Source organism: Streptomyces pristinaespiralis (assembly GCF_001278075.1).
Lineage (GTDB): Bacteria > Actinomycetota > Actinomycetes > Streptomycetales > Streptomycetaceae > Streptomyces > Streptomyces pristinaespiralis.
In genome coordinates, this window is record NZ_CP011340.1 from 3,047,045 (window position 1) to 3,061,155 (window position 14,111).

At 73.0% G+C, this 14,111-nt stretch carries 15 protein-coding genes; 9 read left to right on the forward strand and 6 right to left on the reverse strand.

The features are described from left to right. Positions 1–138: 138 nt before the first annotated feature. Positions 139–1,218 carry a polyprenyl synthetase family protein gene (locus tag SPRI_RS12565; RefSeq protein WP_005311944.1) on the reverse strand — a complete coding sequence of 360 codons (1,080 nt, stop codon included), beginning with the start codon at positions 1,216–1,218 and terminating at the stop codon, positions 139–141. A 225-nt stretch (positions 1,219–1,443) separates the two neighbouring features. Between SPRI_RS12565 and SPRI_RS12570 the strand changes: the two genes are divergently transcribed. The 3 genes from SPRI_RS12570 (at position 1,444) to SPRI_RS12580 (ending at position 4,775) form a co-directional block, all read left to right on the forward strand. Beyond that, the gene (locus tag SPRI_RS12570; RefSeq protein ID WP_005311946.1) at positions 1,444–2,679 is read left to right on the forward strand and encodes a helix-turn-helix domain-containing protein; all 1,236 of its coding nucleotides are present in this window, start codon (positions 1,444–1,446) and stop codon (positions 2,677–2,679) included. Between the two features lie 168 nt (positions 2,680–2,847). Continuing rightward, on the forward strand, positions 2,848–4,365 hold the full coding sequence (gene adh / locus SPRI_RS12575) for an aldehyde dehydrogenase (protein WP_053556928.1): 1,518 nt from the start codon (positions 2,848–2,850) through the stop codon (positions 4,363–4,365). Then, the gene (locus tag SPRI_RS12580; protein ID WP_005311950.1) at positions 4,365–4,775 is read left to right on the forward strand and encodes a DUF779 domain-containing protein; all 411 of its coding nucleotides are present in this window, start codon (positions 4,365–4,367) and stop codon (positions 4,773–4,775) included. Before adh ends, SPRI_RS12580 begins: the two co-directional genes overlap by 1 nt. Before the next feature lie 141 nt (positions 4,776–4,916). Here SPRI_RS12580 and SPRI_RS39965 read toward each other — a convergent pair whose 3' ends face one another. The 4 genes from SPRI_RS39965 to SPRI_RS12595 all read right to left on the reverse strand — a co-directional run bounded on the left by SPRI_RS39965 (position 4,917) and on the right by SPRI_RS12595 (position 7,139). Next, positions 4,917–4,991 (reverse strand): 50S ribosomal protein bL37, encoded by a 75-nt coding sequence (locus SPRI_RS39965; RefSeq protein ID WP_374211945.1) that lies wholly within the window; start codon positions 4,989–4,991, stop codon positions 4,917–4,919. A 66-nt stretch (positions 4,992–5,057) separates the two neighbouring features. After that, positions 5,058–5,507 (reverse strand): SRPBCC family protein, encoded by a 450-nt coding sequence (locus SPRI_RS12585; protein WP_005311952.1) that lies wholly within the window; start codon positions 5,505–5,507, stop codon positions 5,058–5,060. A 108-nt stretch (positions 5,508–5,615) separates the two neighbouring features. Next, positions 5,616–6,071: a carboxymuconolactone decarboxylase family protein gene (locus SPRI_RS12590; protein WP_053556929.1), complete on the reverse strand. Its 456-nt coding sequence runs from the start codon at positions 6,069–6,071 to the stop codon at positions 5,616–5,618. 174 nt (positions 6,072–6,245) lie between these two features. Beyond that, positions 6,246–7,139, reverse strand: coding sequence for a DUF2867 domain-containing protein (locus SPRI_RS12595; RefSeq protein WP_005311956.1), 894 nt, complete (start codon positions 7,137–7,139; stop codon positions 6,246–6,248). A gap of 45 nt (positions 7,140–7,184) precedes the next feature. Here SPRI_RS12595 and SPRI_RS12600 point away from each other — a divergent pair, with 45 nt between their 5' ends. Next, on the forward strand, positions 7,185–7,778 hold the full coding sequence (locus SPRI_RS12600) for a TetR/AcrR family transcriptional regulator (protein WP_005311959.1): 594 nt from the start codon (positions 7,185–7,187) through the stop codon (positions 7,776–7,778). Positions 7,779–7,852: 74 nt separating this feature from the next. Here the strand turns inward: SPRI_RS12600 and ku are convergent, their stop codons facing one another. Further along, complete coding sequence (ku, locus tag SPRI_RS12605) at positions 7,853–8,923, reverse strand: non-homologous end joining protein Ku (RefSeq protein ID WP_005311961.1); 1,071 nt, start codon at positions 8,921–8,923, stop codon at positions 7,853–7,855. Positions 8,924–8,974: 51 nt separating this feature from the next. On the opposite strand from ku, the gene ligD reads away from it, so the two are divergent. From ligD to SPRI_RS12630, 5 genes are all read left to right on the forward strand, one after another. Further along, positions 8,975–9,862: a non-homologous end-joining DNA ligase gene (gene ligD, locus SPRI_RS12610; RefSeq protein WP_005311964.1), complete on the forward strand. Its 888-nt coding sequence runs from the start codon at positions 8,975–8,977 to the stop codon at positions 9,860–9,862. Next, positions 9,859–10,764: an ATP-dependent DNA ligase gene (locus tag SPRI_RS12615; protein ID WP_238996221.1), complete on the forward strand. Its 906-nt coding sequence runs from the start codon at positions 9,859–9,861 to the stop codon at positions 10,762–10,764. Before ligD ends, SPRI_RS12615 begins: the two co-directional genes overlap by 4 nt. A gap of 85 nt (positions 10,765–10,849) precedes the next feature. Further along, positions 10,850–11,281, forward strand: a complete 432-nt coding sequence (locus tag SPRI_RS12620; RefSeq protein WP_037773751.1) for a DUF4440 domain-containing protein — start codon at positions 10,850–10,852, stop codon at positions 11,279–11,281. Positions 11,282–11,531: 250 nt separating this feature from the next. Next, on the forward strand, positions 11,532–13,661 hold the full coding sequence (locus SPRI_RS12625) for a hypothetical protein (RefSeq protein WP_053556930.1): 2,130 nt from the start codon (positions 11,532–11,534) through the stop codon (positions 13,659–13,661). Positions 13,662–13,718: 57 nt separating this feature from the next. After that, on the forward strand, positions 13,719–14,027 hold the full coding sequence (locus SPRI_RS12630; RefSeq protein WP_005311973.1) for a zinc-ribbon domain-containing protein: 309 nt from the start codon (positions 13,719–13,721) through the stop codon (positions 14,025–14,027). Positions 14,028–14,111 lie beyond the last annotated feature (84 nt).

The following is a 14,111-nucleotide window of genomic DNA, read 5'->3' on the forward strand; positions in this document are numbered from 1 at the left end:
CGACCGGGAGAAACGGGGCCACAGCGGGCGCGGTGCGAGGTCGAGCGGCCTCGCCGTCAGCGCCCGGGGCGGTCCGGCCTCAGGCCGCTGCCGCCCCGACGGCGGACCGCCCCGGAAGGGGAACGCGGAGGCGCAGGGTCACAGCAGCATCAGCGACGACTGGTCCACGAGGCCGGCCAGCACCGGCATGTAGTCGCTGTGGCCGTCCAGGGCCATCAGGACGCGGTGGGCGTCGGCGCGGAAGGCGGCGAGGTCCCGGGCGCAGCGGTGGAGGTTCGCGGGGTCCCGGAGGAGGCCGGCCAGTTCGCTGCGGGCGGCACGGGACTCGCGGGCGGCGGCATGCAGCGACAGGACGCGTTCGGCGGGCGCGGGTGAGCCGCCGTCCAGCGCGCACGCCAGCAGATAGGTCACCGTGCCGTTCCGGAGGTCCTCCTCACGGCCGGAGAGCATGTCCTCCTGGTCGTTGAAGATCTGCCACAGGATGCCGAAGACCGAGCCGAACTCCCGCCACCGGTCCACCCTTTCCGCGTCCGCCCCCGACAGCGTGGCGGCCATCGCCGTGATCATCGCGAACGGAGCGCTGGACTTGCCGCGGTATATCTCCGCGACCGCCGCACGCGTGGTGCGCCCGGCGTCCGCGCCCAGGTCGGCCAACTGCCCCTCCGCCGCAGCGGCGGCGCAGCGGAGCGCCTCGTCCGTCAGGGCGCCGCGCACCGGCTCGGGGACGGGCAGCGAGCGCAGGACGCGCAGGGGCAGGACGTGTCCGGTGACGACGGACGCGAGGAGCGCCTCGCTCGCGCCGAGGGCGCCGCCGGCCACGATCGAGGTGTTGCCGTCGGCGATGTCGTCGAGATAGCAGGCGGAGGTCCACCACAGGTCGTGGACGGCCGCCAGCGGAACGGCGGGGGCGGGATTGCCCGTCTCCGCCCCGTACACGAGCAGCGGCAGCACGGACAGCGGGTACCTGAAGGTCTGGTGCCGTAAGAGTCCGGCGACCGCGGTCCGCAGTCCGCCCGAGGACGGGCCGAGGCTTTCGAGGGCGCTCTCCACCTCGGCGTCGATGTCCGCCGCGAACTTCTGGTGCAGGTCCAGGTACGCGTCCGCGTCACCTGCGGTGATCCCCCGGCCGGGCCGGTCACCAGCGCCGCGTGCCGCCGTTCGGGCGGGCGCGGCTCCGCCGTGGTCCCCGCCGGCTATGTGATCTTCAGAGCTCGTCATTCCGTGATCGTAACCAGCGTCCTACGAGGCCCGGTCGGGCCTTCGGCAGCGGAGTCCCGGCCGGTTCATCGGTGCCGGAACCGGAACGAGTGACGCAGGCGAAGCCACGGACCGGCCGCCGGCCGCTGCCTCCCGCCGGAAGAATCAGCCCGACGGCATGGTGCGCCGTGCGCCCTCGGCGGGAACAATGGTCGGTCGTCCCCCCGATCCGCGACAGGGGAGAACATGTCACAGCGCAGTGACCTCCGGCGGCGCAGGGCCGCCCTGGAGGACGAGTGGTCCCGGTGGGTGCCCCGGCAGGGGGCGGCCGTACGGTCGCCGGCAGGCGGAGAGACACTGCGGCCCGAGGTCACGGAGTCCTGGGTGCGTTCGCTCAGCAGCGTCGATCCCGGCCGGGACAGCGCCCCCGTGTCGGACGGCGGCACGGTGCACCACCGCTGGGCGGGGTCGCCGCTGCGCGGCCCGGTCGACGCGTCGGCGGACGAGCTGCACAGCATCGCGGAGGACGCCGGGTTCGTCACCGCGGTCACCGACGAGTGCGGCACCATCCTGTGGACGTGCGGCGGCCGGACCATGCAGCGCCGGGCGGAACGGGTCAACTTCGCGCCGGGCGGCCGGTGGGACGAGGAGGCCATGGGGACCAACGCGCTGTCGCTGGCCCTGCGTACGGGCCGCCCCAGCACGATCTTCTCCGCCGAGCACCTGGTCACCGCCCTGCACGGCTGGGTCTGCTACTGCGCGCCGATCCGCGATCCGGGCGGCCGGATCCTCGGCGTGCTGGACCTGTCGACCACCTGGGACCGCTCGCACCCGCTCGCCATGTCCACGGTGCGCACCCTGGTCTCGACGATCGAGACCCGGCTGCGGGCCGAGCCGCCGGGGCCGCGCGGTACCGGTGGCGTGCGGCTGCGGTGCCTCGGGGCGCAGGAAGCCGTGCGGGACGGTACGCCGCTGCCCTTGCCGCCGCGCCAGCTGGAGATCCTCACCCTGCTCGCACTGGAGCCCGACGGCTTCCCGCCGGAGCGGCTGCGCGAGGCGCTGTACGGCGGAAGGCCCGTGACCGCCTCCACCTTCAAGGCGGAGATCTCCCACCTGCGCCGCGCCCTGTCCGGCGGCATCGCGACCCGTCGCTACGCGCTGACGACGCCCGTCGCCTGTGACGCCGTCGATCTGCTGCGCGCCCTGGAGAGTGGCGACACGGCCGCCGCGCTGCGCCACTACCGCGGCCCGCTGCTGCCCCGGTCGGAGGCGCCGGGGATCGTGGAGTGGCGGGGCCAACTGGAGGTCGCCGTACGGGAGGCGGTCCTCGCCAGCGCCCGCCCGGAACACGCCCTCCGTTACGGCGAGCGGGCACCCTACGACGCGGAGGTGCACCAGCACGCGCTGCGCCTGCTGGGGCGGACGGACGCCCGCCGTGCGCTCGCGGCCGGTCGGCTCAGCACCGCCCTGCGCGACGACTGACCCCGACCGGCGATCCGGGACGGCGGGAGCGGCGGGGCCCCGTCGTCACCGGTCACAGGGGACGGGCCGCACCAACCCGGCGCCAACCTCGCACGCGCACAGTGTGCGTGCACAGCGGCGTGACCGCCGCCGTGCCACCGCACTCGCCATCCACCGAGGAGAGCCGCCATGGTGTACGCGCAGCCAGGTTCCGAGGGCAGCATCGTCGACTTCGCCCGGCGATACGACAACTTCATCGGGGGCGACTGGGTCGCCCCCGTGGAGGGCCGGTACTTCGACAATCCGACGCCGGTGACGGGCAAGGTCTTCTGCGAGGTCGCCCGGTCGACCGCCGCCGACGTCGACCTGGCCCTGGACGCGGCCCACGCCGCGGCCGGCACGTGGGGCCGGACGTCGGCCACGGAACGGGCCATCGTCCTCAACCGCATCGCGGACCGGATCGAGCAGAACCTCGAGAAGATCGCCGTGGCGGAGACCTGGGAGAACGGCAAGCCGGTGCGCGAGACGCTCGCTGCCGACATCCCGCTGGCCGTGGACCACTTCCGGTACTTCGCCGGCGTCGTCCGCGCCCAGGAGGGCAGCATCGCGGAGATCGACGCGGACACCGTGGCGTACCACTACCACGAACCGCTGGGCGTGGTCGGCCAGATCATCCCCTGGAACTTCCCCATCCTGATGGCCGCCTGGAAGCTGGCGCCCGCCCTGGCGGCCGGCAACTGCGTCGTCATCAAACCGGCCGAGCAGACGCCGGTCAGCCTGCTGCTGGTGGTCGAGCTGATCGCCGACCTGCTCCCGCCGGGTGTGCTCAACGTCGTCAACGGCTTCGGCGTCGAGGCCGGCAAGCCGCTCGCGTCCAGCCCCCGCGTGGCGAAGGTGGCGTTCACCGGCGAGACCACCACCGGGCGTCTGATCATGCAGTACGCCAGCGAGAACATCATCCCCGTCACGCTGGAGCTGGGCGGCAAGAGCCCGAACATCTTCCTGCCCGACGTGACCGCCGCCGACGACGACTACCTGGACAAGGCCGTCGAGGGTTTCGTGATGTTCGCGCTCAACCAGGGGGAGGTCTGCACCTGCCCGTCCCGGGCGCTGATCCACTCGGCGGTCTACGACGAGTTCATGGCCCGCTGCGTCGAGCGCACCAAGGCGATCGTCAGCGGAGATCCGCTGGACCCCGCGACGATGATCGGCGCGCAGGCGAGCAACGACCAGTACGAGAAGATCCTTTCGTACATCGACATCGGCACCCAGGAAGGCGCCGAGATCCTCACCGGCGGCGGGCCGCGCACGGTGGCGGGGCTGGAGGGCGGCTACTACATCGAGCCGACGATCTTCCGCGGCAGGAACGACATGCGGATCTTCCAGGAGGAGATCTTCGGTCCGGTCGTCTCCGTCACGACGTACGACTCGGTCGACGAGGCGCTGAAGATCGCGAACGACACGCTGTACGGCCTGGGCGCGGGCGTGTGGACCCGGGACGGGAACACGGCGTACCGCCTGGGCCGGGAGATCAAGGCGGGCCGGGTGTGGACGAACTGCTACCACGCCTACCCGGCGCACGCGGCGTTCGGCGGCTACAAGAAGTCCGGCATCGGCCGGGAGAACCACAAGATGATGCTCGACCACTACCAGCAGACGAAGAACCTGCTGGTCAGCTACTCGGCGAAGAAGCTCGGATTCTTCTGATGGCCGGGCGGGCGGGGCGGGTGGAACTGACGGCCGCAGCCGAGGAACTGGTGGGGCGGCTCGCCGAGCGGCACGGGCCGGTGATGTTCCACCAGTCCGGCGGCTGCTGCGACGGCAGTGCGCCGATGTGCTACCCGCGGGGCGAGTTCAGGGTCGGCGGCTCCGACGTGCTGCTCGGCGAGGTGGCCGGCGGCACCCCGTTCTGGATGAGCGCGGACCAGTACGCGTACTGGCGGCACACCCACCTCACCGTCGACGTGGTGCCCGGACGGGGCAGCGGCTTCTCCCTGGAGGCGCCGGAGGGGGTGCGGTTCCTGCTCCGCTCCCGGCTGCTCACGGACGCCGAACTGGCCCGGATCGAGGCGGAGCCGCCCCTGCCGACGGGGGACGAGGTGCCCGGTGACACATGACGGGGTGCCCGGCTGACCGACGCCCTGCTGAGCGGCCTGCCGGCACCGACCGCCGGCCGGACGCTCCGGGCCTCACGGCACGGGAGCCGGACCCGCACCAGCGGGTCCGGCTCCCGTGGGTCCGCCGGTGCGACGGCCCGGTCAGGCGTTGGGGCGCTTTCCGTGGTTCGCGCTCTTCTTCTTACGGGCGCGCCGCTTGTTGCCTCGCTTGGACATGCGCGTCTCCCTCGAATCGGGATCTTCCGGACGTCGCCAGTCTAGGAACGGGGACGAGGGGCCGCATCAGCTCGCGGGGGTCAGCACCCGCTCCAGGTCCGCCAGGTCCTTGCCGATCGAGCCGCGCACCTTGCGCGCCATCAGCGGGGCGGCGAGGCGGTAGTGGCCGCCCGCCTCGCCGCGCACCCGGATACGGGCCAGGGTGCCGTTCTGCCGCGGCGCGAAGGTGTACGTGACGTGCATCGGCATCGGACCCGCCACCGAGACCATGTCGAGCAGCCGGAGCGGCTCGTAGCCGGCCACCCGCAGCACGTAGTCGATCCGTTTGCCCAGGAAGTAGGCCGTCCGGGTCACCTCCGCCCCGACCCCGAAGCCGCCGCCCGGGGCCTCCCGTGTCAGTTCGGCGCGGCGGATGCCCTGTGTCCACTCGTGGTCGTGGCGCCAGTCCATGGCGTAGGCCGCGACACGCTCGGGCGGAAGCGGGATCAGGCGCTCGGCCGTCTCGTCGATGCTCATACCGCTCACCCGCTCCTCTCCCGGCCGGACCCGCCGCCCTGCCCTGCGGCCAGGATCGCGGCGGAGGGCCCGCCCCGCGACCGGCCGAAGCCTGCCGGGGGCGTGCCGCTACCAGCCGGAGCCGGCGACCTGGCGGGTGGTGGCGTTGAACCGGTTGAACATGTTGGTCACGCCGATCATCAGCGTCAGCGAGGCGAGCTGCTTCTCGTCGTAGTGCTCGGCGGCCGCGTTCCAGACGTCGTCCGGTACGGGGTCGGACCGGTCGGCCAGCCGGGTCGCCGCCTCGGTCAGCGCCAGGGCCGCCCGCTCCGCGTCGGTGAAGTACGGCGCCTCCCGCCAGGCCGCGACGGCCGCCAGCCTCTCCTCTGTCTCCCCCGCCTTGCGGGCGCTCTGCGTACCGGCGACGACGCAGTAGCTGCATCCGTTGATCTGACTGGCCCGCAGGTGCACCAACTCCAGTGTGGCCGAGGGGACTTTGCCCGTACGGACGGCCTTGAGCAGGTCGAGTACGGGCTGCATGGCCTCGGGGATGACGACTGCCGGGTTGCTGATCCGTGCCTGCATGATCGTGCTCCTCATCGTTTCCGCTCCGCGTCTTTCGCCTTCACCGACTTGACCTCCGGCGGCGGGCAGATGTGACGGGCGGGCGGCATTCCGCGAGAAGGCCTCTCACCGGCCGCTGCCGGCCGGTGCGCCGCAGCCGTCGACGCGGGGGATCCGGCCGGCGCGCCGTGTCGGTCAGCGTGGGGCGGATCCGGCCCGGCGCAGCGGTGCCGGCGCCGCCCGGCGGGCCAGTCGGCGGTGGGTGCGGGTGAGCATCAGACGGGCCATCAGGGGATGGAAGCGGCGCACCACGGCCCAGTACAGGCGGCCGCGCACGTTGTGGAGCCTGACGACGGTCGTGAGCGTGGCCGCGTCGTCCTCGATCAGGAGCGAGGCACGGAAGTCGAGGTGTGCCGCGTCCTCGCCGAGGAGGATCTCGTTCGCCGCGGTCGCACGGACGGGGAACGGGAGGACGGCGCGCCAGGCGTCAGGGTCCCGGGGCATTCCCGGATTCAGCGGGATCCGGCAGGCGTCCGTGAAGTCCGGCTTCTCGTAGGCCTGTCGGGCCAGGGCGGCCGACGCCGGGGGCGGAACGGGCTTCGCCCGGTCGCTGACGGCGTGGTGCAGAAGGCGTGCCCTGCGGGTCCAGCGGGCGGGGCGCATCGGAGCGCCGGGGGTGGCGGCGCGGACGGCGTTGTCGAGCAGTTCCTCGATCATCGTGTCGTACAGGGGCCCGATGACCAGCGCCCACAGCAGGGTCTCCCGGACGTTCTGCCGCTGTTCGAGCACATGCCGCACCAGGCACCGGCCGGGGCCGAGCGGTTCGACCTCCAGTGCGTGGAAGCCGTTCTCCGGGGGCGGGAAGTCGAAGCGTATGCGCCGGCCGGGCTCGTACTCCCCGACCGTGTAACGGACGAAGCCGTGGCCGCCGTCGGCACCGACACCGAGCGGACGATCGAACAGGATCGGGGGCCACACCGGGGTGGGGCTGAGCGGGTCGTCGGGGTCGGAGACGCGGTCCAGCAGGGCCCCGACGGCCGTGGCCGGGGCGTCGACGATCCGCTCGTGAACGTTCCGCAGCGTGCGCATCACGCACCTCCATACGGTGGCGTACGTTTCTCCGTACGGTACCGTATGGAGATGCGGAAGGGTGAGACGGGCAAGAGCCGGGAGCGAAGAAGACTGACCGCCGGCGACTGGGCGGACGCCGCGCTCGCGGCCATGGCGGAGCGCGGGCTCGCCGGGGTCGCCGTGGAGCCGATCGCGGCCCGGCTGGGCACCACCAAGGGCAGCTTCTACTGGCACTTCACGAACCGCGACGCACTGGTCGCCGCGGCGCTCGAGCGCTGGGAGGAGATCTGCACCGAGCAGATCATCGCGGCCCTCGATGCGGAGACCGACCCCGAGAAGCGGCTCCGCACCCTGCTGCACCACGCGACGACGTCGGCCGCGGACGATCCGCTCGAGGTGTCACTGCTCGCCACCGCCGCCGACCCGCGGGTGGCCTCGGTCCTCGAGCGGGTGACCGAGCGCCGCATCGGATACGTGGCCGGGCTCTTCGAGGAGCTGGGCTTCGACGCGCAGGAGGCGGCCCGGCTCGGCCTGCTCGCCTACAGCAGCTACCTCGGGCACACCCAGCTCAGCCACGCCGTCCCCCAGGTCCTGCCCACCGGCGCCGGACGGGACGCCTACCTCGAGGCGGTCGTCGACACCCTGCTCCGCCGCTGACACCCGGCACGGCCGGCCGGCCCGCCCCGTGCGAACTACGCACCTGAGCGGTGCCACGCCGGCGGTCGTGACGCTCAGGCCGAGGAGCGTTTGCGCTGCGCGGACTTCTTCGCCGCCGGCTTCTTCGCCGCGGCGGACGCCGACTTCGCGGATCCGGACGCCGTCTTCCCCGTGGAACCGGACGCCGTCTTCTTCGAAGCGGTCGAGGTCGACTTCGCTGCCGCCTTCTTCGCGGCCGTCTTCTTCGCCGTCGCCGACGTCGACTTCTTCGTGCCGCCGGACGACTTCGGCGAGGACGCCGCGCGCCGCCCCTTGATCGGCGTCACGCGGGCCTCCTCGCCGGCGGGCTCCTCCGCCCCGTCGCCCCGCGCCTCCTGCGCCGCCCGCACACTGTTCTCCAGCGCCGCCATCAGGTCGATGACCTTGCCGCCCTCGGGTTCCGCCGGGGCGTGCTCCGGGAGCGCGCCGCCTCCCTCCACCTTCGCGGCGATCATGGCCTCGACCGCCTCGCGGTAGTCGTCGTGCAGCGTTTCGAGGTCGACCTCGCCGAGGGTGTTCATCAGCGCGTCGGCCAGGTCGAGTTCGGCCTCCCGTACGGCCACGTCGCTCTCCGGCGCCACACCCTCCGGCTTCCTGATCTCGTCCGGCCACAGCAGTCCGTGCATGGCGATCACGTCGTCCACGACCCGGAGCATGCCGAGCCGTTCCCGGCCGCGCAGCGCGAACTTGGCGATGGCGACCCGCTCGGAGCGTTTGAGGGCCTCGCGCAGCAGGGTGTAGGGCTTGGCGGCCGGTACGCCGTTGGCCGAGAGGTAGTAGGCCGTCTCCATCTGCAGCGGGTCGATCGCGGAGGCGGGCACGAAGGCGACGATCTCGATCGTCTTCGTGGTCGGCAGCGGGAGCGCCGCGAGGTCCTCGTCGGCGATCGGGATCATCGATCCGTCGGCGTCCTCGTACGCCCTGCCGATCTCGGACTGCGTGACCTCCTTCTCCTCCAGCTCGCACACCTTGCGGTAGCGGATCCGGCCGCCGTCGGCGGCGTGGACCTGACGGAAGGAGACGGAGTGGTTCTCGGTCGCGTTGACCAGCTTGATCGGGATGCTGACCAGCCCGAAGGAGATCGCGCCGTTCCAGATGGATCGCACGTTTCATCCCTTTCGTCCGAAAAAATTCGGGTTTCGTGGGATTCTCATCGTATGACGCCGATCACGGACGTGGAGGGGCGGCGCCTGGCGCTCACCAACCTGGAGAAGGTCATCCATCCCGCCACGGGCACCACCAAGGGCGAGATCGTGCACTACTACGCCGTCATGGCGGAGGCGATCCTTCCCCATCTGCGGGACCGCCCGGTGTCCTTCCTGCGATACCCGGACGGGCCGGACGGGCAGCTGTTCTTCACCAAGAACCCGCCGCCGGGCACCCCGGAGTGGGTGCGCACGGCGCCGGTCCCCCGCTCGGAGGACCCCAAGGCCCGCCAGGTCGTGATCGACGACCTGCCGTCACTCGTATGGGCGGCCAACCTGGTGGTCGAGTTCCACACCCCGCAGTGGCGGGCGGACGAGCCCGCCGTCGCCGACCGTCTGGTCTTCGACCTCGATCCCGGCGCGCCCGCGACCATCGCCGAGTGCTGCGAGGTCGCACTGTGGCTGCGCGAGCGGCTCGCGCGGGACGGGCTGGAGGCGTACGCGAAGACATCCGGCTCCAAGGGCCTGCACCTGGTCGTACCGGTGACGCCCACCCCCTCCGAGCAGGTCTCCGCCTACGCGAAGTCCCTGGCCGTCGAGGGCGAGGCCGCCCTGCCGAAGCTGATGCTGCACCGGATGGCCCGGTCGCTGCGGCCTGGCAAGGTCTTCGTCGACCACAGCCAGAACGCGGCCGCGAAGACGACCGCCACCCCGTACACCCTGCGGGCGCGCACGGAGCCGGCCGTCTCCGCACCGGTCACCTGGGAAGAGGTCGAGGAGGGCCGCGCGGACGGCGCCGGACTCGTCTTCGCGCTCCACGACATCGCGCCCCGGCTGGAGCGGTACGGAGACCTGTTCGCGCCCGTGGACGACCCCGGCGGCGCAGGAAGCCTGCCGTGACACTGCCCCGGCCGCCCCTGAAGGTCGCGCTCGCCGCGTCGGTGAACGCGCTGCCGCGGGGCGCCGGGCTGGCGTACGAGCCGAAGTTCGACGGGCACCGCATGGTGATCTTCCGCATCGGCGGCGACGTGCTGCTGCAGGCCCGTTCCGGGCGGATCGTCACCGCCGCCTTCCCCGACCTGGCGGCCGCCGCCCGGGAGCTGCCGGAGGACACCGTGCTCGACGGGGAGGTGGTGGTGTGGCGCGACGGGCGCACCGACTTCGCCGCCGTGCAGAGACGCGCGGCCGCCACGGCGGGCCGGGCGCCCGCGCTGGCGCGCGCCCTGCCCGCTTCGTACGCCGCCTTCGACCTGCTCGCGGAGGCGGGCACGGATCTGCGCCCGCTCGCGTACGAGAAGCGGCGGGCGCGCCTGGTGGCGGTGGCCGGGCCGCTGGGGCCGCCGCTCCAGCCCGTACCGATGACACGGGACCGGACGGAGGCGGAGGGGTGGTACGAGAGCCTGCCGGGGATCGGCGTCGAGGGACTGGTGATCAAGCGGCTGGACCAGCCGTACCGGGGCGGCGTGCGGCTGTGGCGCAAGCTGCGGCACACCCGCACCCACGACGCGGCCGTCGTCGGCTTCACCGGCAGCGGTGCGCGCCCGGCCGCGCTGGTCGTGGTGCTGCCCGACGACGACACACCGGTGGTGTCCGGCCCGATGCCGCCGGCGCTGCGGACGCAGGCGGCGGCGCTGCTCGCCGGCCGGGCAGGCGGCGCGAGCGGCACGGCGGTGGCGACCGGGATCGGCGAGGTCACGTACCGGGTGGTGGAGCCGGGGGTGACGGCGGAGGTGGAGCTGGGCACGACGCGGCACACCGTGACGACGGTGATGCGGCTGCGGTCACCGGAAGAACTCGATTAATCAAGTTTGACTAATCGACTGTGGGGGCAGTACCTTCTGCGACGCACACGTGTGGCCCCCAGTTGATGAACGGCAAGGAGAAAGTGTGACCTTTCTGCCCGACACCGGATACACCCCGAGCGCGGAGGAACTGGCGAGCATCCAGGAGTGGTTCGCCGCCTACGACGCGCACAGCGCCAAGCGCGACGTCGGGCGCATGGCGGACATGGCAGTGTTCCCGCTCAACCTGATCAGCGACGACGCCGCGGGCAACGGCGCCTCCGCCCAGTGGGACCGCCGGCAGTTCGTCGAGACCATGAGCCATGTGATGGGCGAAGGGAGCGACGACATCTCCTTCGAGTCGGTGCGGACCCCGGTCTTCCTCTCCCCCGCGATGGCCGTCGTCTTCACGGACTCGACCATGACCATGGACGGCCGGACCCAGCAGCTGCGCTACGCCGACATCCTGATCAAGCAGGACGGCACGTGGGCGTTCCAGACGATGATGCAGGGCGGCTGGGGGGACAACCTCCGCTAGAAACGGCCCTGCCGGCCGGGGGGCGTCATCCCCCGGCATCTCCCCGGCCGGCAGGGCGCGAGCACCGCGGGCACCGCCTCGCGGCGACGGTGCGACGACGGTGCGGACCGTCCCGCGACGGCGGCAACAGGCCTGGATTCAACAACCCCGAGACAACCCCGCCCGATACCGGTCAGGATGTCGGATCCTTGGGGCACACTTCCCCCAGACACAGGGTTGAGACCCAAGGTTTCTTGGGAGGGGGACAATCGTGTTCGCGGGAATCGACGAGGTCGAGTGGGCCTCTCTGGAACACGCCTACGGCCCGGCCGACGATGTGCCGGAGCTGCTGCGCGGACTGGCCTCCGGAGATCCCGCCGAGCGCGAGAGCGCACTCGACGCCATGTACGGGGCCGTGCACCACCAGGGCGACGTGTACGACTCGACGCTGGCCTGCATCCCGTTCCTGATGGAGCTGGTCGCCGACCCCGCGGTCGAGGACCGGGGCGGCATCGTCGAACTGCTCACCAGCATCGGCAGCATCGATCTGGACGGCGACGACGAACTCGACCCCGAGGACGAGGAGTTCGAGGACGCCGCCAACTACGCCATGGCCGCCTCCGCGGTCACCGCGGGCGCCGACGTGTTCCTCGGCCTGGTGGACGACCCGGACCGGGGCGTGCGGCTCGCCGCCCCGCTCGCGCTGGCCACCCTGCACACCGACCCGGTGCGGGTCCTGCGCCTCCTGCGGTCCCGGCTGGACGCCGAGCACGACGCGGAGGTGCGGCTCGCGTGCGTGGAGGCCACCGGGCGGATCGCGCTGCGGCACCAAGGCCTGCTGCCCGAGGTGGTGGAGTGGCTCACCGGGCTCTCCGGGATGGCGTACGGAGCGGGGCTCCGGCTGGCCGCGATCGCGCAGCTCGCCCGGTGCGCCCCCGGGGCGCTGCCCTCCGACGTGGTGCCCGGGGTGACGGGACTGCTGCGCGAGCTGCGCACGGAACCGGTGGCGGCGGTCCCGGCGGCCGAACGGCTGCCGTCACCGACGCTGCTCGGCCAGCTGCGCCAGGTGCGGGCCGCCGACACCGTCGGCCGCCGCGCGCCCTGGACGGCCGACCTCCTGCGCACCCTCCACTCGGGCCTCGGCGACCGGGTCGAGGACCGGATAGCCCTGCTGGCCGACCAGCTGTGCAGCCCGGACCGGGCGCAGCGGATCGACGCCGTGCGGATGAGCAGCGCGCTGCTGCGCACCTGGCGGGGCGCGTACGGGGAGCTGGTCGGCCTCATCGGCGACCAGCTCGCGGACCCGGAACCGCGCCTCGCCGCCGCGGCGGCGTACGCCCTGGGGGACCTGTTCTCCCTGGCGGAGCCCGCGGCGGACGCGCTGGCGCGGCGGCTGGCCGCCGAGCCGGGCAGCTGGGTGCGCGAGTGGGAGAGCGGGCCGCCGACGCTGGGCCCGGCCGCCCTGGCGCTCGCGCGGGCCGGCGACGCGCGGGTGGTGCCCGTGCTGGCGCGGCTCCTGGAGCGGCCCGACGTGCCTCGGGACCTCGGGCACTCGCTGGACCGGCTGGGCGGGCGCGCCGCCGCCCTGGCCCCGGCGCTGCGCGAGCGGCTGGACGAACTGGAGCTGGACGACCGGTCGCCCGAGGGCGCCCTTCCGCTGCTGCACGGGCTGTCCGCGCTGGGGGCGGACACGGCGGCGGGCTCGGTGCCCGCGGTGCTGCGGGTGCTGCGGGAGGCGTCCGGCGAGCGGCGGGCCTTCCTGGCCGACGCGGCGGTGCGGACGCTCACCGCCTTCGGGCCCGCCGCGCAGGAGGCGGTGCCGCATCTGCGGGGGCTGCTGCGGGAGGCGGGGTACGAGCCGGCGGCGGCCCGGCGGTCCGCCTGCGGCGCGGTGGCCTGCTTACCGCCGGAGGCGGCCGCCAGGGCGGCGGGCGCCCTATGGGCGATCGAGGGCGACGCGGCCGCGGTCGTACCGGTGCTGTGCGCGGTGCTGACCGCGCCGGAGCAGGCGGCCCGCAGGTCCGCGGCCTCGGTGCTCGCCGCCATGGGGCCGGCCGGGGCGCCCGCCGCGCCGCAGCTCGCCAGGCTGCTGCGGTCGATGGAACCGTGGACGCGGGTGCGGGCGGCGGTGGCGCTGTGGCGGGTCACGGATGACCCCGAGGGCGCGTGGCCGGTGCTGCGCGCGGCCTGGGAGACGATGCCGCGCACCCGCGGGCCCGCCGCGGCGTGCCTGGCGGACATGACCACGGCGGGCGCAGCGGGAGCCGTGGGTCTCCTCGACCGCGAGCTGCTGTCCGCAAGACGTCATAACGCGATCGACAACGGGGCGGACAGTCATGACATCGTGGAGGACGAGAGACTGCTGGCGCTGTGCCGGCGGGCGGTCCACCGCAGGCCATGACTTCGCAAGTCCGGGCGGAGCGTGACGGCGGACCATGAACGGGGAGGACCCGACAGCATGATCATCTTCGGCACCAAGGGATACATCTACCAGCTGGCGATACTGACGCTGGTGTGCGGCCACTGCGGCAATCCCTCCGCGCACACCCTCAGGAAGCGCGTCACCAAGTTCACGCTGTTCTTCGTGCCGCTGTTCCCCTTCTCCACGAAGTACTCCACCCAGTGCACCTTCTGCGGCGCGGAGCAGCAGATCTCCTCGGAGCAGGCGCAGCAGCTCCAGGCGCAGTCCGCGGGCGGCGGCCAGGGCGCCCAGGGCGGTCAGCCGCAGCAGACCCAGCAGCCGGGGCAGCACCCCTACCAGCGCTGAACCGCCGGCGGCGCGGGCGCGGCGGGCGGAGAGGATTCTCCGCCGTCGGCCGACGCTGCGTGACGGCCCATCTGTTCGACGTCG